Raw genomic sequence first — 19,255 nt, 5'->3', positions numbered from 1 at the left:
ATCGGCCGGACAGAAAACCGGATGGGGAAATAGGCTGGTTTAGGGGCATCGGTAGTAGCGGGAATTGAACCATAAAACTTGGCAATGGTGTTCACATTCGCAACAAGAGCCGATAAAGTTTTTACCGATAGTGGTATATTTCGGTCTGATGCGACTCTTATACTTAAAAAATATCCTGTCTAATGACTGCCCGTGTTTTAAAAGTTCACCCCGGCGACAACGTCATCGTAGCACTCCGTAACCTGTCGGTGGGCGAACAAATTGATTTTGAAGACGACTCCTACGAACTGCCCTACGCCGTTGCGGCCAAGCATAAATTCGTGACCGAAGACCGGCAGCCCGGCGACCCCATCACCATGTATGGGGTACTGGTTGGAAAAGCAACCCGGCCCATTAAACGGGGGGAGCCCATCACGACCTTTAACCTTAAGCATGATGCCGATCCCTACGGCCTCGACAAGAAGCAGCCTTACTCCTGGCAGCCACCCGCCGTTTCGGACTGGGAAGGCCGCACGTTCATGGGCTACCACCGGGCCGATGGGGGCGTAGGTACGCGCAATTATTGGCTCGTGGTGCCGCTGGTTTTTTGCGAAAACCGGAATGTACTCATTCTGAAAGATGCGTTTGAGCGCGAACTGGGCTATGCCCAACCCGAAACATACCGCGAGCAGGTACATGAACTACTGAGTCTCTACAAAGCGGGCGAAATGGATGTCGTTAAGAAGATGCAGCCGTTCATCGAACCGACGCAGCCGAACCATTCTACCGCTAATCGTCCCTTCAAAAACGTAGATGGCATCAAGTTCCTAACCCACGAAATGGGTTGTGGCGGCACCCGGCAGGATTCGGGTTATCTGTGTTCTCTGCTGGCAGGATTCATCAATAACCCGAACGTGGCCGGTGCTACGGTGCTGAGCCTGGGTTGCCAGCATTTACAGACCGACATGATTGCCGCCGAAATCAAACGGCAAAACCCGAAGTTCAACAAACCCTTATTACTATTCGAACAGCAGGCGGGTACGGAATACGCCCTCATGGCACAGGCGACCAAAGAAACATTTCTCGGACTGACCGAAATCAATAAAATAGAACGAAAACCTGCTCCCCTCAGTGCACTCACAGTGGGCCTGAAATGTGGCGGTTCCGACGGTTTTTCGGGCATTTCGGCCAATCCGGTTCTGGGGCATTTGTCGGATACGCTGGTAGCCCTGGGTGGTAAAACCATCTTGGCCGAATTTCCGGAACTGAACGGTGTGGAGCAGGAACTCATCAACCGCACCGACGATACCGACAAAGCGCAGAAGTTTATCACCCTGATGAGCACCTACTCGGCGCAGGCAGAAGCTGTCGGGTCGGGCTTCGACATGAATCCATCGCCGGGGAATATCAAAGATGGTCTGATTACGGATGCCATCAAATCGGCAGGGGCCGCCAAGAAAGGCGGAAACGCCCCCGTGACCGACGTACTGGACTACGCCGAACCTGCCACCATACCCGGCCTTAATCTGCTGTGCACCCCCGGCAACGATGTGGAAGCTACTACAGGCATGGCCGGTTCGGGCACAAACGTTATTCTGTTCACTACGGGACTTGGTACCCCAACTGGCAACCCTATTTGCCCGGTCGTGAAAGTATCGACCAACACGATTCTGAAAAACCGGATGCCCGATGTCATTGATTTCGACAGCGGCCCCATCATTGATGGCGAGCAAAGCATCCCACAAAACGCGGATGCTTTGCTGGACTACATTATCCGGTTAGCCTCTGGCGAAACAATAACCCAGGCCGAACGGCTGGGGCAGGACGATTTTATTCCCTGGAAACGGGGCGTTTCACTTTAATCCAATTTTGAATGAGTGGATGAGCGAATAGCTGACGCATGTACTATTCACTCATTCATTCGCCAATTCACTCATTGACTATGTTCTCACTCAACAACAAAACCGCTCTCGTTACAGGCGGGGCCAGTGGTATTGGGCTGGCAATTGCCAAAACGTTCGCCAAAGCAGGCGCATCCGTTCATATCCTCGACCTGAATCAGGAGCAGGCCGACGCAGCCGCTGCTCAAATTCGGGAGTCGGGGGGGCAGGCTACGAGCCACGCCCTCGACGTTTCCAATCAGCAACAGGTTATCGAGGTCGTCAATCAGATTGCCGGTCAGGGACCGATTCATATTCTGGTCAACAATGCGGGGGTATCACACATTGGCACGGCAGAAACGACCACCGAAGCCGACTTCGACCGTATTTACCGCATCAACATCAAGGGTGTTTACAACTGTCTGCACGCTACCATTCCACACCTGAAGGCCAATGGCGGGGGCGTAGTGCTCAACATGGCATCAATAGCCGCCACGCTGGGTCTCTCCGACCGTTTTGCCTATTCGATGAGCAAAGGCGCGGTGCTAACCATGACGTTATCCGTAGCCAAAGACTATCTGAAAGATAATATCCGTTGCAACTGCATTTCGCCCGCACGGGTGCATACCCCCTTCGTGGACGGGTATCTGGCAAAAAACTATCCCGGTCAGGAAGCTGAAATGTTCGAGAAACTCTCGAAAACGCAACCCATCGGCCGCATGGCCGAACCGGCAGAAGTGGGTGCCCTGGCCCTCTATCTCTGCTCCGATGAAGCAGGCTTCGTTACCGGTTGCGATTATCCGCTGGATGGAGGATCTACCCGGTTGAATAGTTGATGAGCACTCATTGGCAGGACATAATTTTACGCATCCTGTTTTCTACACAAAGCCCTTTTTTTGTCAACCAACAAACTTCTGTTGTAACAGGAAACCGCTTCACAGGCGGTTTTTCTTTTTTCATTGATGCCCAAAGCACCTGCCAGTCCATCAGTATTCCTTTCTCACTTTTGATCAACATGTGACATAATAACCGAAATTGACAACTTCTTGGGGTATAAACAAGCCAAAATGTCCGTAAAACCAGCCCGGCACTTGGTTTGTTACTAGGTATACGACTAACAAAAAACCAAAACCTACGCCATCATGGACTTCAAGAATTACACGGTAAAAGCGCAGGAGGTTGTGCAGAAGGCGTCAGAAATCGCCCTCGGCAACGGGCAGCAGGCCATTGAAACCGGCCACCTGCTCCAGGCCATCCTGTCGGAAGACGAGAACGTCGTTGGCTTCGTTGCCAAAAAACTGGGGGTTAATTTACAGAACACGACCGCTGCTTTAGAGGCTATTTTGACTACCTATCCCAAGGTATCAGGGGGGAACAATGGCGTATACCTGAGCAACGATACAGCCGCAGCCTTGGCCAAAGCCAGCGGTTACACCAAAGAATTTGGCGACGAATTCGTGAGTGTCGAACTGATGTTGCTGGGCCTGATGGGCGGTAAAGACCAGATTGCAACCCTATTACGCGATGCCGGTTTCAACGAGAAACAGACGAAAGCGGCTATCAATGAACTTAGAAAAGGAAACTCGGTGAAAGACCAGAACGCAGAAGCAAAATATCAATCGTTAGAGCGGTTCAGCATCAACCTGAACGAACGCGCCCGGACCGGTAAAATTGACCCGGTTATTGGTCGCGATGAAGAAATCCGGCGGGTGCTGCAAATTCTGAGCCGCCGGACCAAAAACAACCCAATCCTGCTCGGCGAACCGGGCGTGGGTAAAACGGCCATTGTGGAAGGACTGGCCCAGCGGATTGTTTCGGGCGATGTACCCGAAAATCTGAAAACCAAAACCATCGTTTCCCTCGATATGGGCCTGCTCATTGCGGGTGCCAAATACAAAGGAGAATTTGAAGAACGCCTGAAAGCGGTTATCAAGGAAGTGACGGATTCTGACGGACAGATTATTCTGTTCATCGACGAGATTCATACGCTGGTGGGCGCGGGTGCCGGTGGCGAAGGTGCTATGGACGCGGCCAACCTGCTGAAACCAGCTCTTTCGCGCGGTGAGCTGCATACCATTGGAGCCACTACACTGAAAGAGTATCAGAAATATATCGAGAAAGATAAGGCCCTAGAACGTCGTTTTCAGGCTGTTATCGTGGATGAGCCGGACATGCCCGATGCTATCTCAATTCTACGCGGTATCAAGGAGAAATACGAACTCCACCACGGCGTCCGGATAAAAGACGATGCTGTGATTGCCGCCGTCGAGTTATCGACCCGGTACATTACCGACCGTTTTTTGCCCGATAAAGCCATTGACCTGATGGACGAAGCAGCCGCTAAACTCCGCCTGGAAATGGACTCCGTTCCCGAAGAACTCGATGAGTTGAACCGGCGCATCATGCAGTTGGAGATTGAACGGGAGGCCATCCGCCGGGAAAATAACCGGGAAAAAGAAAGCATTCTGAACAAGCAGATTGAAGACCTCAGCGAAGAACGTAACGATCTTAAAGCGAAGTGGGAAACCGAGAAAGAATCCGTCAATGAAGGCCGGACGCTGAAAGAACAATTAGATCAGTTACGCTTTGAAGCCGAACAGGCCGAACGCGCCGGCGACTATGGCAAAGTAGCGGAGATTCGGTACGGCAAAATTCCCGAACTGGAAACAAAGCTAAACTCACTGGCTCAGGAAGGTACGGACAAGGACACGTCGGACCGGATGATGCAGGAGGAAGTAACCGCTGAAGATATTGCTGAAGTGGTAGCCAAGTGGACAGGTATTCCGGTATCGAAAATGCTCCAGAGCGACCGCGAAAAATTGCTAAATCTGGAGCAGGAACTGGGCAAGCGCGTGGCCGGACAAGCAGAAGCCATTGAAGTGGTGGCCGATGCCGTGCGTCGGAGCCGGGCGGGGATGCAGGACCCCAAGCGGCCCATCGGTTCGTTTATCTTCCTGGGTACCACAGGCGTTGGTAAAACGGAAGTGGCCCGTACGCTGGCTGAATACCTGTTCAACGACGAGAATGCGATGATCCGCATCGATATGTCGGAGTATCAGGAACGCCACGCCGTCAGCCGGTTGATTGGGGCCCCTCCGGGTTACGTAGGTTACGACGAAGGCGGTCAACTGACCGAAGCCGTTCGGCGCAAACCGTACTCGGTAGTGCTCCTCGACGAAATCGAAAAAGCGCATCCCGATGTCTGGAACATCCTGCTGCAGGTACTCGATGAAGGCCGCCTGACGGACAATAAAGGACGCGTGGCCAACTTCAAGAACACGATCATCATCATGACCTCAAACATCGGTAGCCATCTGATTCAGGAGAAGTTTACCGAAGATGAAGGCTGGAATCACTCGCTGGTACTGGAAGAGGCCAAAACTGCCGTGATGGAGTTGTTGCGCCAGACCATCCGCCCGGAATTTCTGAACCGGATTGACGAGATTGTGATGTTCGAGCCACTAACGAAAGCTAACATCCGCAAGATTGTCGACATTCAGTTCCGGGGCATCAAACAGCGACTCGCCGAAAACGGTATCCAACTCGATGCTACCGATGAAGCACTGACCAAAATTGGCGAAGAAGGGTTCGACCCGCAGTTTGGTGCCCGTCCGCTGAAACGCGTGCTGCAACGCCGGGTACTTAATGAACTGTCCAAGTCCATTCTGTCGGGCGAGGTCAAAAAAGATTCCGTTGTACTGATGGAGTTGAATCCCGAAGGCGAGATTGCCTTTACTAATCTGGACGCAGAGATTGACCGGGCCGCCGGTCAGATGTAATGAACTGATTTTCAGAAGCCCGGCTGCTGCACAGTAGCCGGGCTTTTTTGTGTAGAAACCCAGTCAAAACGCCTATAATTGTGAGAAATTACAATTCTGTACATTGATGAGAACTTGCTTCGTAGCTCAACCTTTTGATGGAGATAAATTTGACCTCAGATACAGCGACGTATTTGAGCCTGCAATCAAAAATGCTGGCTTAGAGCCATACAGAGTGGATAAAGACCCTTCCGTTGAAATTCCTATCGAAGAAATTGAAAGTCGCATAAAGACAGCAGAAATTATTTTGGTTGATATTACACTTGATAATCCGAATGTATGGTATGAACTTGGTTATGCTTTCGCGTGCAAAAAGGATGTTGTAATGGTATGCTGTTCAGACGAAAGAATAGGCAGATTCCCATTTGACATACAACATCGTTCAATTCTACCATACAAAGCCGGGTCAAGAAGTAATTTTTAAAAATTAGAGAATGACATAACGGAGAAGATCAATGCTCTCCTCGCAAAAACTAAAAGAGTTGAAACGATAACTAAAACACCAATTAGCAATGTTGGAGGACTTGAAAGTTATGAGCTAGCACTGCTTCTTATTATAATGGAACAGCAACTATCTCCGATAGACTACGTTTTTGTTGACCGTTTACAACAGGATATGGATAGAGCAGGATTCACTCCCATCGCGACTAGCGTCGGTCTACGAACGCTAGCAAAAAAGTGTCTGATCGAGACTTTTCATTCTGATGCCTACGGTGGTGAACCCTTGCCTGCTTGTAGAATAATCGAAGCAGGTGATGAGTGGGTAATCAAAAATCAACATTTGATTACTTTTAGAAGAGCTAATTAGATGCTGTCTCCCCCTTACCACACCCGACTGGCCACTAAATTGATACCTGCGTTCACCAGAAAGGCAATTCCGAATGAAATGGCCACAGAAAATTCAGGCAGTAAATAGGCCTGTAGAAACAGAAAGGTGGTGAACCCCAGCAACCCGATCAGAAGTCCACGCAGCGTCAGTATAGTGGCATCACTGCCTTGAAGCGTGTGGGTAAATATGGCCAGAATCGAGGTCAGGATTGGAAATGGCGTCAGGATACCACTCCAGTTAGGTCCCAAAACGGCAGCTAACCCGGTGATAATTAACACGAATAACGTGGCTACCAGCATCCGAATTGGAATATCGAAGGGTAAACGCTTTGGCGTGATTGTCATATTCCCCGGGACGGGAAAAAACCGGAGAGCCAGCAATACACATCCTAGCACCACCCCATAACTCAGCCACAAATTGAGCTGTAAATAATTAAAGAACAGTGCCGTAATCGTGTATATGCCGTATGACAGTAGCAGCGTAGGCAACCAGGTCAGTTTTCGGGAAATGGCCGAGTAGCTGAAACAGAAGCTGATTAACGCCAGGATACCCGTCATGGAACCCTGAATAGAATGAATACCGAAGGCTTTGCCCTGTTCCAGAATAAAAAAAAGGAGGATCGGTCCGGCAATCCACGGCATACTTCCAATCAACCCGCCCGCCCGATTCCCCCACCTTCGAATGGCCAGCGTCACCAGCGCAATGACCGAGGGCATGAGCGTTATTTTAAGGAGTAGGATATTCATTCCCGTAGTTGATAAGGATCGCGCAGGGGGTGAGTCAATCAGCAAAGAAGCCGTACTTGTTGCGGGTGGTTTGAACAAATAAAGCCGGCCCGGTCGCCTTGTCTTATCTGACCGCCAGCGGACTGCCTTTTGCCAGGCGGTCGAGAAACAAAGACGTTACGATTTCCCACGAAAAGGGGTGCCATTGGTTACTGCTGTCATCCAGCACCTGCGTAGCCGCTTCACAAGGGAACAGTTTATAATCGAATTTACTATAGCCCCCTACCAGATAGCCGGGATAGTAGTGCGCTTTTTTATGAAGCTGGGCGTACTGTATTTTCAACAGCATCAGGTACTTACCCAGGCTTAGTTTTCGATAATCTGGATCGTAAAAATTCAGGATGCCCGCAATACTTCGCTCACCGGTATCGAAAATACCCCCGGCAATCAGCTTATATCCATCCCGTATTTCGATGATGTAGGTATCAAAAAGCGTTTGGACCGCTCCACCCATCAGGCAGGCCTCTATAGATTCGAAAGAGTTAAAATTCAGACTATTGCGATACGCGCTGTACAGCGTTTCTACCTCCTGATTTAGTGCAAAGGGCCTTACAGCTACCGAAAAATCCTTGTTCACCCGAAGTAATCTGGACTGCTTGAGACCGAACCTGACATTGGCCAAATCGACACGTAACCAGTAAGCGGGGTAGTACGTCCCCTCGAAAAACACGTACTGACGGGTAAAAACATCCTGCCGGGACCGAAAATAACCTCTGCTCAGACAGATATCCAACTCATTTCCTTTCATGATTTAATCTTTCCTTCCATTCGGCAGGGCGGGTCAACCCTCCTCATTTCGTTATCGCTCCGGCACCCCGGTAACACGTTCACTAACCAGTTGAGTCGGCTCTTTAGCCGACAAATTTTCGCGAAGCTCAGTAACGGGTTTCTCAAAGAATTTATACAGAAGCGTTGACAAAACCAGCACCAGTCCCCAGAATAAGGCCACTTTTAACCAGCCAACCGTCCAGGAAGTAGTCGGAATTCGCTCCACTATGTTCAGCATAATAGGTGTCAGATTCAGTAAATACATTGAATAGGAAATCAGGCTGATGTGCGTGATGGCCCGGGCAATGCCAAAACGGGCCCATAAACCAGTGGCCGACCGCCAGCTGTCCATATAGGGCACAATCAATGCCATACTCACACCAATCAAAGGGTAGTAAAATGTACGTTTGAAAAACGTATAAGCCGGAAAGATGCCAAGATCAAAGTAAATGTGTAAAACAAATATGGAGGCCGCAAAAGCCGTTAGCACGGTCATAATCAGGCCAGCAACAAACAACCGTTTTCGTAGTGATTCATTGCCCCAGAAGGCCGGAAAGTAATGCCGGGCATAAGCTGTCAAAACGCCGTACGAGATAGCATCAAGGCGGGTTATTACAATACCCCGATAGCCTAATTCACCCTCCGAAAGCGGAACCTGAACGGCCGTAATGAACCGGTAAAGATTAGTACCGATGATGATAAACAGAATAGAAGCCAGTACGATACGCTGACGGGGCCAGTGAGCAGCCAGTAAACGGTGCATGCACCAAAGCACCAGGGGAAGGGTAATGTATGACCACTCCTCGATGGATAAACTCCAGGTTTCGGGAAAGAAATCGGGAATGAAGTGGGTGAAGTTTTGTACAAAAAAGTAATAGCTGAGTAGGGTTCCTTTGTCGGGCAGAGTATGATGCAAGCCGCTGCGCCAGGCACGGAGCAACGCAAAAGCAATCAGTCCGGTCAATACCAGGTAATAATTTGGCAGGGTACGGAACCAGCGACGGGTCCAGAAATTCAGCAACAGTTCTCGATTGAAATCCTGTTTCTTCTCGTACGAGCGAATCAGAATACCACCAATCAGAAATCCGCTCAAAACAAAAAACAACTCGACACCATCAGGAAGCAGATAGTGTATAAAACTCCCATTGTAGTACTCTTTCAAGGCAACAGTGGCGTGCGAATCCACCACCATCAGAATAGCAATGGCCCGCATAACGTCCAGGCCGAAGACGCGCTTCGCAGTCGGCGTATTAAGCGAAAACAGGTTTTTAAGCATAATAAGACACGAAGGTACTGATGAATGATGAATGATGAATGGGTCGCTGGAGCAATGATAAAAATTTCATTTGTACCAATAAACTACGACTCTTTACGAACTTTGCTCCCAGTAATGACCGTTTACTTCTGCCAGCCCGGTCATCTTTTACAATTCATCATTCACTCGTCTATCACTCTCTTTTCTATGGAATTTGGCCTAAACGCTACTCATTGCTACACTTTTCGGTTTTCGCAGGACGATGTAATTGATTTCGCCCGTGTTACGGGAGACAATAACCCGCTGCACCTCGACGCTGACTTTGCCGCCCAAACGCCCTTCAAACGACCCATTATTCATGGCATGCTGGGCGCCAGTGTATTTACCAAAGTGTTGGGTACCGAATTTCCGGGCTATGGTTCGGTCTATCTGGGTCAAACGCTGGAGTTCCTGCGGCCTATGTTCGTAGATACAGATTATGAGGCAACCTTTACCGTACAGTCCATTGATTTGTCCAAACACACCGCTCAGATTCTGGGAGAAATTCGGGACGTACAAACGGGTAAGATTACTACACGCGGCATAGCTACGCTCATGCACAAAGAAAAAATTATGTAAAGCCCGGACCAACTATGCCTGGCGGTTTACCAGTGTCAGCCAATTCACGCCGTAAATACCAGGTATTGCGTTTCTATTGATGCAGGCTTTCAAAAAAAAACTCTCTCGTCAGATAACATGTCTGATGAGAGAGTTTTTTACGGCCGGTAAAACTATAGCCAATACTAGCTTGGAGTGGTGTTCTTCGTATTTTGGACTTCAGAACGGATCTCCTGCGCCAGCGTCTTCAAATCCTGCATTCCTTTACGAACGCGGGTACCTGCAGCCTGGTTATTTTTCTCGTAGAACTTCTCAAAATCACCTTCCAGTGACATGACCAAATTCTTTACTTCATCGAAGCGTGCCATAGCTATTGTATGGGTTTAAGTGTGTAAAAATGCCTAAATTCCGCTAAAAACGCGGTTTTCGAGTGAAATTTAGTCATTCTCTAATACAGCGCAATAGCTTGAACAAAAAAATGGCAAAAAAATCCAATTTTTTATCAAAAACCCTACTCAGTGGCTGCTTCCGCCGATACTTCAAGCGTTTTTGAGTCTACAGAGGGAGTATTTCCGCGATAAGTGCCCTTTTTCAGCTTATCGCCCATTTGAGCAAAAGCATCCAAGGTATATTCAACATCAGCCTGCGAGTGAGCAGCCGTTGGAATGATCCGCAGCATGATTGTACCTTTCGGGACAACCGGGTACACGACGATGGAACAGAATACCCCCATATTGTCGCGTAAATCCTTGGTCAGCGTAGCTACTTCAGCAACGCCCCCTTCAATATGATGCAGGAACACGGGAGTCACCGGCGACTCGGTTTCGCCAATGTCGAAACCTCGCTCGCGCAGCCCAGACTGTATAGCCCGAACGTTTTCCCAAAGTTTATCCCGAAATTCCGATGAGTTCCGAATCATGTCAAGTCGCTTCAATCCACCCACCACATACGGCATTGGCAGTGCTTTAGCGTACGTCTGCGACCGCATATTGTACTTGAGGTACATGATAATGTCGTGGTCGCCAGCGATGAAAGCACCGATGGCAGCCATCGACTTGGCAAACGTAGAAAAGTACAAATCGATCCCATCCTGACACCCTAACATTTCACCGACACCCGCGCCGGTTTCGCCCATCGTTCCGAAGCCGTGGGCGTCATCAACCAGCAGCCGAAATTCGTAGGTTGACTTGAGAGCGACAATCTTATCCAGGCTACCCACTTTACCCGACATGCCAAACACACCTTCGGTAATAACCAGAACGCTCCCACCCTTTTCGGCTGCTTTCTTGGTGGCCCGCTGGAGATTTTTCTCCAGGCTTTCCATGTCATTATGGTTGAATTTATAATATTCACCCATTTTGGCTTTGTGCAGCCGGATTCCGTCGATCAGGCAGGCGTGGCATTCGGCATCGTAAACGATTACATCGCGGTGATCCACGATAGCTTCAACGGCCGACATAATTCCCTGGTAGCCGTAGTTGAGCAGGAACGCATCTTCTTTCCCGACAAACTGGGCAAGTTCCCGTTCGAACTGCTCATGAAGATCGCTGTTGCCCGACATCATACGGGCACCCATTGGGTAAGCCAGGCCCCATGCTGCCGATGCTTCGGCATCCACTTTCCGAATCTCGGGGTGGTTAGCCAAACCAAGGTAATTGTTCAGGCTCCAGTTTAAAACCTCCTTGCCCTGAAAGCGCATATGGGGACCCAGTTCTCCTTCGAGTTTAGGGAATGCGAAATAATGATGTCCGTTGAAATCCCGTGCATTCGAACCGATGGGACCCAGATTAGTACGCAGTTTCTCAAATAAATCCACTATCTATCGTTGTTTATCAGGCCGGAGCCTTTTTTTTTGCGCTATAAATGCAAAAATACGGTTAACTTTTGGTAGCACAAATTCACACCCGAAATATTCAATTCCATGATTGTTTTATCATAACTCCGTATCATTGATACACTGTACTAATCCGCTTACTCAAACCTATGCCCACTATCAACAAAATTCTCGTTGCCAACCGGGGTGAAATTGCCTTGCGCATTATGCGCACAGCCCGCGAAATGGGCATTAAAACAGTGGCCATTTACTCAGAAGCCGACCGGAATGCCCTGCATGTTCGCTACGCCGACGAAGCGGTGTGTGTTGGTCCTCCCCCCTCATCAGAATCGTATCTGCGGGCCGACATGATCATTGATGTCTGTAAGCAGTTGGGCGTCGATGCCATTCATCCTGGCTACGGTTTTCTGTCCGAAAATGCCGGTTTCTCCCGCTCTGTTCGTGATGCAGGCCTGATTTTCATTGGCCCTTCGCCCGAAAGCATTGAGGTAATGGGGAGTAAGTTAGCGGCCAAAGCTGCCGTTGCCAACTACAACATTCCGATGGTTCCGGGCACGCCTTCTGCCATTACCGACCGCCGGGAGGCAAAAGTAATCTCAGCCGAAATTGGCTACCCTATCCTCATAAAAGCCAGCGCAGGCGGGGGCGGTAAGGGGATGCGCGTTGTGGAAAGTGAAGCCGATTTCGATGAGCAGATGGACCGGGCCGTGAGTGAAGCCATCTCCTCGTTTGGCGACGGTTCCGTATTTATTGAGAAGTACGTTACGTCGCCCCGGCACGTAGAAATTCAGGTGCTGGGCGATCAGCATGGCAACATCATTCATCTGTTCGAGCGGGAATGCTCCGTGCAGCGTCGGCATCAAAAGGTTGTCGAAGAAGCTCCATCGTCCATTCTCACGCCCGAAATCCGGGAAGCAATGGGCCGTGCCGCCGTTGATGTAGCCCGCGCCTGTAACTACTACGGAGCGGGTACGGTAGAGTTCATCGTGAACGATACGCTCGACTTTTACTTTCTGGAAATGAACACCCGCCTTCAGGTAGAACACCCCGTAACGGAGCAGATTACGGGCATCGATCTGGTGAAGCAGATGATTTACATTGCCGAAGGCAAACCACTTGCCATAAAACAGGAGGAATTGCAGATAAAAGGCCACGCGATGGAAGTACGGGTCTATGCCGAAGACCCCGCCAATAATTTCCTACCCGACGTGGGTACGCTCGATACATACGTACGGCCCCAGGGCAACGGTGTACGAGTAGATGACGGATTTGAGCAGGGTATGGACATCCCGATTTATTACGACCCCATGATTGCCAAATTGATTACGTACGGCGAATCGAGGGAGGAAGCCATTCAGAAAATGATTCGGGCCATTGATGAGTACCAGATTTCGGGCGTACAGACGACGCTTCCTTTCTGCCGGTTTGTGATGGAGCACGAAGCCTTCCGGTCGGGCCAGTTCGATACGGGGTTCGTGAGCAAGTATTTCACACCGGACAAGCTAACACCCACACCCGATACTACCGAAAGTAAACTGGCTATTGTTTTAGCGGCTTATTTACTGGAGAATCAGAAGCCGAACGCGGCCCGGCCGACATTGAACGGAACACCTGCCCAGATAACGGCGCAGCGGAGCAAGTGGAAAGCCAACCGGATGAAGTGATTCAACAATTGCAGTATCTTTAACAGAGAAGTACGAACTCGCGCCTGACTTCAATACATCGCGGGATGGTTTCAACGACTACATACCTAAAACCCCACCCGTACCTCGTGCCGCTCGCCCGAAACGGTTTGCTCATCGAGGTTGAAAATATCGGCCAGGGTCATGGGTTGGTCGGTCCGGTACTCCATACCCAGATGACTGAGCAGGTTGTTGGCTTTAGCGGGCGACAATTTCCCGAACGCATAATCCACCATCAGGCGGCCTTTCCGGAGTAACGCTTTATCCAGCAAGTGCTTACTCGCGTTGAATGTTGCAATCACCTGAATGTGCATGCAGTCGGCCAGCAGGCCATCCGTCAGGTTCAGGATGTTCGACACGCTGTTAGTATCGCCCCCCGCTTCACGCGATTGCAGGATACGCTCCGCATCTTCGATAATCAACACAGACTCCTTGTTGTCCAGCAAAAAAGGAATGATTTCGGGCGAGGTCAGGTAATTGGTCATGTAAGGCGGCAGAATGAGCATGTCCTTCTTAACCAGCGAACTGAGATGCTTGATATAGGTCGTTTTGCCAGTTCCCGGTTCGCCGTGCAGCAGAATAAGTCCCTTACTTTTGGGCTGAGCCAGTAAACCAACTAACCGGTCATGAACAGCCGGAAAGTCTTCGTTATAATGAAGTTCCAGATCAATATCGGGCGGCAAAATCTCTACGCGCTCCGTATGCAGGCCACCCAACCCGGCCTGAATCAGATAAATATGCGTTTGATTATCCTCATGCACGTATTTATGTTCCTGAAAGCCGTCGAGCAATAACTTGGCCGATACCTCATCCCGATAGTAGCCGTACAACCGAAAAAAGCGCTCGCCAACAAACTCCGCTTTTAACACGACGCCGTCATTGTGCTGATAAATCCGTTCGATCATCTGCCAACCCTGGTCGGTAACACGGGCGGAGTGATTGATCAGCGTAAACCCCCGGCTATCCAGCAACTGCTGGGCGGACATTTTAAAATCGTCGTTGAAATGAAGATAATTGGGGTAACTCCCAAAAGCCTGCACAAAGTGCGGAGCTAGTGGAAATTCCCGGTCTAGGTCGCTGGGGATATACAAATTCTGGATAATCGCTTGGCTGGGCATAGGGGTGTTGGCCGACAGGTAGCGCAACATGTCAGCCCCGAAAATTTCGTTGTCAGGTTTCACTGGGGAGTCTTGTTACGGTTTTGTGGGGTCTAATTTACCAAAAATTTTGCAGGCGTGGTAGGTACTGGAATTTAATAGGTAAACGACAGAACATTGGGCGCAAAACGGAGCATAATTTCGTGTACCCCTTTTTGGTCGTACTGCATGGCGTTGGGGCTTTCGGGGGTTTGTGAATTGAAGATATAGCCCAGCCGGATTGCTTTGGTTAACTGGTATTCAGCAAACGCCTGCACATAATTCGTTGAAATCAGGCCGGGGCTATTTTGCCGGTACGACAATCCTAAACCAATTTCTTCGTTGAACCAGGCCCGCAGGTTAATATCGAAACCGAGTGGACGGTTGGCAATTTTTGAGATAAGTACCGATGGAATCAACACTGTGTTTTCGGCAACGGTAACGGGCATACCCGCCTGAACCATGATGGGGCGAACACTTTTATAGAGGTAACGGCCCGTCAAATCTGTTACCTGCCCACTGAGTTCGGGGGCGGAGATACCGCCGAAAAAACGATCCGACCGGTAGTAGAGACCAACGCCAAAACTGGCTACCGCCCGGTTGATACTAGCGGCCGCCGTAACATCGTAGAGGGGCACGACGCTAACGCCCCCTTGTACACCAATGGCTAGTTTGGCCAGGGCGGGCAGGTTGAACCGGTAGGCTACATTCCCGTACACGCCCGTAGCGGTAAAGACACCCATCCGATCATTGAGAGCCTGAAAACCCAGTCCTATACGCCCGTTTGCAATGGCTCCATCGGCCGATACGCTCTGCGTAACGGGGGCATAACGCACACTAATCCACTTTCGGCGCAGAAAGGCAGTCAGATAAAACGACTCACGGCTACCCGCATAGGCGGGGTTGATACTGAGTGGATTCTGGAGATACTGGGAGTACAGCACCTCTTTCTGTGCATACACAGATGAACCCGAAAGGATCAGGAAGCTGCCCATCAGCAGGAGTGCAGAAACAATAGAAAAAATGCAGCGCATAGTGTTATGAAAATAAAGAACAAGTTGCGGGGTTTTGGCGGTAAAACCTAAAATGCCAGCTATACCGGATGTTCCGGCAGTATAGCTGGCATTTTAGGTTGGTACAAAAAGCCTGGTTAAAGGGAATTATCCCGGACCGGTCAGTTTAATTTTATGATTTTGATCTCCGTCCGGCGGTTTTGCTGATGGTCTTCTTCCGGGCAATCGACCCCATCCTTACATTTATTGAGCAGGTTACTTTCTCCATAGCCTTTCGCAATCATTCGATTACTGGCAATCCCGTTCGATTTCAAATACGCTACCGCCGACTTGGCCCGTTTGCCGGATAGCATGCTGTTGTAGCTGGACGTTGCCCGGCTGTCGGTATGGGAGCGCATCTCGATAATCATGGTTGGGTACTTCTTCATTAGTTCCGCCACTTTATCCAGCTCGGCAGCAGCATCCGGGCGAATAGCTGCTTTGTTGACATCGTAGTAAATATTTTCGATTTTAACGATGTCCCCTTTTTTGAACATACTGATATCGCCGGTTCCGCTTCCGTCTTTAGCAATCCGGCCACCCGTGGTGCCCATTTTATCTTTCAGAGCCTCAATCGAATAATCGCAGCCGGGCTTAATGACGAACTCATAATAACCATCGGCATTAGTCGTGGCTTCTTCCGACGTGCCATCGCATTCACTCACTAACAACACTTTCACCCCCTCAATAGGCTCTTTACCCGTTTGGGTAGTTACACGCCCGCGCAGTGTCGATATGACCGGTGGTTTAGGCTTTGAGAGAATAATTTCCAGCTGAGAAGGCTTATCGTCGAGCAGGTCTCGGGTCGAGAATCCAACTTTGCTATCGTCATATCCGTCGCGACTCACCAGGAATTTAAAATCACTCTCGATATCAAGACAAATCTTGGCAATCCCGACCGTATCCGTTGTGATTTTTTTCTGCTGGTCATTAATCGCATTGTCCAGGGCGAGGGAGGTGTTAGCCAGGGGCATTTTAGACTCCGCATCAATAATACGTACCATTAATTCGCGGCAGGGATATAACGATTCCTGGCGGGTGAAGTGGTATACATCGTCGTCGGCTCCACCGCGTTTACGGTTGCTGCTGAAATAGCCGCTTGTCCGGTCCGCATCAGTTACGATACCAAAGTCATCTTTAGCCGAATTGAGCGGTTCACCCAGGTTACGGGTTACCTGCCCCAGCTTACCGTCGGGCGTGAGGGTAGTATAGTATATATCCAGGTCACCCAGGCCGGGCCGCCCGTCGGACGAAAAATAAATATTGCCGCGCTCATCCACGAATGGAAATAGTTCATTTCCTTTTGTATTAACCTCCGGCCCCAGGTTGGCTGGTGCTCCCCACTTCCCGTTTTCCCACGTAGACACGTAGATATCGGTACCCCCAAACCCGCCGGGCCGATCGGATGAGAAGTAGAGCCGCTGGTCGTCCTTAGAGAGCGTGGGATGGCCGGTTGAATATTCGTCGCTGTTGAACGGCAATTCCTCCGCTTTACTCCAGATGCCGTCTGCCTGAACAGCAGTGTACAGTTTGAGTTTATTGACCCCGTCGGCACTTTCCCGAAACTGGCCGTTATTGTAGTTGTTCCGCGTGAATATCACCTTTGACCCATCTTTAGTAAAAGTAGCTGGGCCTTCGTGGTATTTTGTGTTCAATGTGCGGCCAAACCGGTCCGATTCGCTGACAGGATGATCGTCGTAACCCGCGTTCAGGTTAGGACCGCCGTAATAACCAATCGTTTTGTTATCGTTGGGCGTGGGGGCAGTGTATTCATCCCTACCCAGCACCTGGAACAGTTGAGTCCTATCCCGCCGGGCGGATCTTGAACTCGCTACCGTTTTGAGGTCGGGCAGGTAATAGAGGTCCAGGTAATGGGAATTGTTCCCCGCAAATAGCCCCTTCAGACCACCTTTGCTATGCCCTTCTGCTACGAATACCAGCCCATCTTTATACAACATCGGACTAAACTCAGCCCGTCGGGTATTCATACTCAGGTAATCAACCTTGTAGCTGCTTGCGTTACTGGTCAGATTACTGACATCACTGTAGATTTTGGCTAATGATAGTGTTTGTTTGGTGCCAGACGGCATGGCATCATACTTCTCGTAGGCAGCTTGAGCCTCCTGGTATTTACCGTTACTGGCAAGGGCCTGAGCGTAAAGCAGATAGTACCGAGCATAATCGGTAGGGAGGTTGCCAGACGTTATCAGGTCACGGTAAATACGCTCGGCGTTGGGCATATCACGTATTTGCTGGTAACTGTAGCCCAGTTTAGCCCGCGCATCCCGTTTCTCAGCTTCCGATATGGGAGCCGGGTTAGTCAGCGCCTTTTCATATAACTCAATGGCCCGCGTGTAGGCAAACTCATTGAACTGACGGTCAGCCTGTTTCACTAACGACTGAGCCAGCACCGGGCCGATTGACAGCCAGGTCAGTACGACAATAGCATAAACGTTTTTCATACGGGATGGGAATTGATAACCAGCAACACAGAAAAAGGTGTACCCCTCTCCGACGAATCAGGAGGATACACCTTTTCCCAAGCAAATACTGAGCCGAAAATAATTGTGAATGATTGAATGAGCGATTGAGTGAATAGCGGACGCAAATAGTATCTGCCCGCGTCAGCCATTCACTCATTCACTCATTCAATCATTCACAATTAGAAATATCTCGGTGTCAGGATACGGTTCTTACCGAAACCGAACTCGTATCGAATCATGATCTCATGCGAACTAGGAGCCACACTCTGTAAATTGTTCATCGTGTGGTCATAGGCATACCCGAACCGAAACTGATCAGATAACTGAATTTCCAGCATGCCCACAACGGCATCGGTCGTGTATTTGGACCAGGACGAAAACTGATTCCGGCGAATGGATGCACCGATGGCAATGCGGTCGGCAAACCAGAAGTTGATGTTACCGTCAAAACCCAGCGGAGCACCGTCGGCATACTTGATCAGCATGGACGGCTTCATTTTTATGCCGGGCGTGATACCGACTACAAACCCAGCTGCCAGATACGCCTGGCGAGCCTGTAGGGAACGGTAATCGCCGATGTTGTACTCGCTCAGTTTGTTCTTGATCAGGCGCGGCACCGACAAACTCAGGTACGACCGGTCGTTGCTCAGGTATATACCCGTACCGAAGTTGGGAAGTACCTTGGAAATGTTGCTGGCAAACGCCGGATCGATCTGCCCATCGGGCGAGGTTCTCACCTCCGTCAGGTTAAGCTGGTAGCTCGAAGCACCCGCCTGCAAACCCAGCGCCAGCGTCGACTTAGTGCCTACTTTAATGCGGAAGGCATAGGAGGCAAAGCCGCCGGCTTCCTGCAACACGCCGATTTTGTCGCCGTAGAGTTGTATTCCGACACCAACCCGTTCGTTGTTAAGGGGCATATCTGCCGTGAAGGTGGCCGTTTGGGGTGCTCCCGGCAGACCAGTCCACTGGTTTCGGTAGAGGGCCGACATACTCAGTACATCGCGGCTACCGGCGTAGGCCGGGTTGAGGGCCATCATGTTGAACATGTACTGCGAGAACATTTTGTCCTGCTGTGCCCGGACCTGGCTGCTACTGAATCCCAGGATCAGTAGCAGCACACCTGCCCAATGTTTGGTTGAAAAATTAGTTGACATCGG

Annotated in this window: 16 protein-coding genes; 7 read left to right on the top strand and 9 right to left on the bottom strand. The window is 50.1% G+C overall.

Annotation, left to right across the window (positions count from 1 at the left end; translation table 11 throughout):
* Positions 1-182 precede the first annotated feature (182 nt).
* The 5 genes from B157_RS0116460 (at position 183) to B157_RS39365 (ending at position 6,485) form a co-directional block, all read left to right on the top strand.
* Positions 183-1,841 carry a UxaA family hydrolase gene (locus B157_RS0116460; protein WP_020604404.1) on the top strand — a complete coding sequence of 553 codons (1,659 nt, stop codon included), beginning with the start codon at positions 183-185 and terminating at the stop codon, positions 1,839-1,841.
* An 80-nt stretch (positions 1,842-1,921) separates the two neighbouring features.
* Positions 1,922-2,695, top strand: a complete 774-nt coding sequence (locus B157_RS0116455; protein ID WP_020604403.1) for an SDR family NAD(P)-dependent oxidoreductase — start codon at positions 1,922-1,924, stop codon at positions 2,693-2,695.
* Positions 2,696-3,001: 306 nt separating this feature from the next.
* Complete coding sequence (gene clpB / locus B157_RS0116450; RefSeq protein ID WP_020604402.1) at positions 3,002-5,638, top strand: ATP-dependent chaperone ClpB; 2,637 nt, start codon at positions 3,002-3,004, stop codon at positions 5,636-5,638.
* A 106-nt stretch (positions 5,639-5,744) separates the two neighbouring features.
* Positions 5,745-6,101: a hypothetical protein gene (locus B157_RS39370; protein WP_211225001.1), complete on the top strand. Its 357-nt coding sequence runs from the start codon at positions 5,745-5,747 to the stop codon at positions 6,099-6,101.
* Between the two features lie 135 nt (positions 6,102-6,236).
* The gene (locus tag B157_RS39365; RefSeq protein WP_020604400.1) at positions 6,237-6,485 is read left to right on the top strand and encodes a hypothetical protein; all 249 of its coding nucleotides are present in this window, start codon (positions 6,237-6,239) and stop codon (positions 6,483-6,485) included.
* Positions 6,486-6,499: 14 nt separating this feature from the next.
* Here the strand turns inward: B157_RS39365 and B157_RS0116440 are convergent, their stop codons facing one another.
* The 3 genes from B157_RS0116440 to B157_RS0116430 form a co-directional block, all read right to left on the bottom strand.
* Positions 6,500-7,252 (bottom strand): hypothetical protein, encoded by a 753-nt coding sequence (locus tag B157_RS0116440; protein ID WP_026308747.1) that lies wholly within the window; start codon positions 7,250-7,252, stop codon positions 6,500-6,502.
* 103 nt (positions 7,253-7,355) lie between these two features.
* Positions 7,356-8,039, bottom strand: a complete 684-nt coding sequence (locus B157_RS0116435) for a hypothetical protein (RefSeq protein ID WP_020604398.1) — start codon at positions 8,037-8,039, stop codon at positions 7,356-7,358.
* Between the two features lie 51 nt (positions 8,040-8,090).
* Positions 8,091-9,335 (bottom strand): acyltransferase family protein, encoded by a 1,245-nt coding sequence (locus tag B157_RS0116430; protein ID WP_020604397.1) that lies wholly within the window; start codon positions 9,333-9,335, stop codon positions 8,091-8,093.
* Between the two features lie 186 nt (positions 9,336-9,521).
* On the opposite strand from B157_RS0116430, the gene B157_RS0116425 reads away from it, so the two are divergent.
* A complete protein-coding gene (locus B157_RS0116425) occupies positions 9,522-9,932 on the top strand; it encodes a MaoC family dehydratase (protein WP_020604396.1) in 411 nt (136 codons plus the stop codon).
* 164 nt (positions 9,933-10,096) lie between these two features.
* On the opposite strand, the gene B157_RS0116420 is transcribed toward B157_RS0116425, so the two are convergent.
* Positions 10,097-10,279 (bottom strand): hypothetical protein, encoded by a 183-nt coding sequence (locus B157_RS0116420; protein ID WP_020604395.1) that lies wholly within the window; start codon positions 10,277-10,279, stop codon positions 10,097-10,099.
* Between the two features lie 143 nt (positions 10,280-10,422).
* Complete coding sequence (locus B157_RS0116415) at positions 10,423-11,727, bottom strand: aminotransferase class I/II-fold pyridoxal phosphate-dependent enzyme (RefSeq protein ID WP_020604394.1); 1,305 nt, start codon at positions 11,725-11,727, stop codon at positions 10,423-10,425.
* Positions 11,728-11,894: 167 nt separating this feature from the next.
* Here B157_RS0116415 and accC point away from each other — a divergent pair, with 167 nt between their 5' ends.
* Entirely contained in the window at positions 11,895-13,409 is a 1,515-nt protein-coding gene (gene accC / locus B157_RS0116410; protein WP_020604393.1) for an acetyl-CoA carboxylase biotin carboxylase subunit, read from the top strand.
* An 86-nt stretch (positions 13,410-13,495) separates the two neighbouring features.
* On the opposite strand, the gene B157_RS0116405 is transcribed toward accC, so the two are convergent.
* The 4 genes from B157_RS0116405 to B157_RS0116390 form a co-directional block, all read right to left on the bottom strand.
* Positions 13,496-14,575, bottom strand: a complete 1,080-nt coding sequence (locus tag B157_RS0116405) for an AAA family ATPase (RefSeq protein ID WP_157618469.1) — start codon at positions 14,573-14,575, stop codon at positions 13,496-13,498.
* Positions 14,576-14,679: 104 nt separating this feature from the next.
* Positions 14,680-15,597, bottom strand: coding sequence for a PorP/SprF family type IX secretion system membrane protein (locus tag B157_RS0116400; protein WP_020604391.1), 918 nt, complete (start codon positions 15,595-15,597; stop codon positions 14,680-14,682).
* A gap of 140 nt (positions 15,598-15,737) precedes the next feature.
* Positions 15,738-18,077, bottom strand: a complete 2,340-nt coding sequence (locus B157_RS0116395) for an OmpA family protein (protein ID WP_020604390.1) — start codon at positions 18,075-18,077, stop codon at positions 15,738-15,740.
* A gap of 200 nt (positions 18,078-18,277) precedes the next feature.
* On the bottom strand, positions 18,278-19,252 hold the full coding sequence (locus B157_RS0116390; RefSeq protein ID WP_020604389.1) for a PorP/SprF family type IX secretion system membrane protein: 975 nt from the start codon (positions 19,250-19,252) through the stop codon (positions 18,278-18,280).
* Positions 19,253-19,255 lie beyond the last annotated feature (3 nt).

Origin of the sequence: Spirosoma spitsbergense DSM 19989, from assembly GCF_000374085.1 — a bacterium.
GTDB lineage: Bacteria > Bacteroidota > Bacteroidia > Cytophagales > Spirosomataceae > Spirosoma > Spirosoma spitsbergense.
This window is presented reverse-complemented; position numbering and strand designations above follow the sequence as displayed.